This is a genomic window from Parendozoicomonas callyspongiae, assembly GCF_023502345.1.
Lineage (GTDB): Bacteria > Pseudomonadota > Gammaproteobacteria > Pseudomonadales > Endozoicomonadaceae > Sansalvadorimonas > Sansalvadorimonas callyspongiae.
Window position 1 is genome coordinate 1 of the sequence record NZ_JAMFLX010000089.1, and the last position, 1086, is coordinate 1086.

At 37.8% G+C, this 1086-nt stretch carries 1 protein-coding gene; it reads left to right on the forward strand.

Features of this window, described 5'->3' with window-relative positions; all coding sequences use genetic code 11:
- The first annotated feature begins 184 nt into the window (after nucleotides 1-184).
- The gene (locus M3P05_RS20385; RefSeq protein WP_249701970.1) at nucleotides 185-1027 is read left to right on the forward strand and encodes a hypothetical protein; all 843 of its coding nucleotides are present in this window, start codon (nucleotides 185-187) and stop codon (nucleotides 1025-1027) included.
- The last annotated feature ends 59 nt before the right edge of the window (nucleotides 1028-1086 follow it).

Consider the following 1086-nt stretch of genomic DNA (forward strand, 5'->3'; position numbering starts at 1 on the left):
CTGGCTACTCTTTACCCTGCCGCGTTTAATAAAAAAGGCCACTTTTGCCAATTCACTTTTAAGAGGGCATAGTGCTAAACAATGCAGCTAACAAGTGCAGGCAAGGGACTGCGCCGTCGGCGCAGCCCCTGATGCAAGCGTTAGGTTCTTCCACTAATCCTCAACATCTAAATGAAGGAAAGGCATGTCAGCTATAAAATTTGAGAACGGTACAATGAACCCTCAAGAATGGCTGAAGGAATCTGACGTTCAATTAACCTCGTCAAAAATTTTGCGTGAAGCTGGAAAGACAAAGTTTGATGAATTTACAGTATTAAAAACATCTAAGAATGCCCATTCTGGGGCTAATAGAAAAAAGTGCATGAATCTTATATGTGAAAAGGAAGCTGCATATAAATGCAGTATTTTACTATTAGGCTATGCAATAGAACTCGCATTAAAAGCTGGTATTGTAAAATATTATAAAAACATACCTAAACATCTTACAGAAAAAAGTTTAAAGCAAAACTACAGTCATAAGCTGAACTTAATGGCAGATGAGCTTGGTATCAACCTGACAAAAAGAGAAGTTGAGCTTTTGGATCTAATGGTTGAATTTCTATTAGAGAAAGCTCGTTATCCCTTAAGTGCTGATAATCGCGAAGAATACGCAAAAAAATGGATGATTAATAACGGAAATCTTCAAAGCGACACTCTTTATAATGAACTCCTAGCACTACAAGAGAAGATTATACAGTTTACGAAACATGCTGATAAAACATCAAAAAATCCAGTTTCCTCTGGAACCTTGAATATTGATGACAATGGGTATTTATCATTTAGGTTTGGAGGTAATCTTCCAACAAGAGTGACATACAAATATAGCGATTCTCAAATCAAGAACAAAGAAAACAACTTAGAGTCTCTAAAACTACTATTGTTAGCGCACTCAGACCAACACCCATATTTTCAAATACTATCAAACAATTGGGATGACATTGATTTCTTTGAGCATCTCAAGAATGACAAACTAAAAAAGCGAACCTAACAAGGCGTTGGTGTTCGGCAGACAAGCTGCCTGGGACGCCTACGGCGCCCCACAACTTC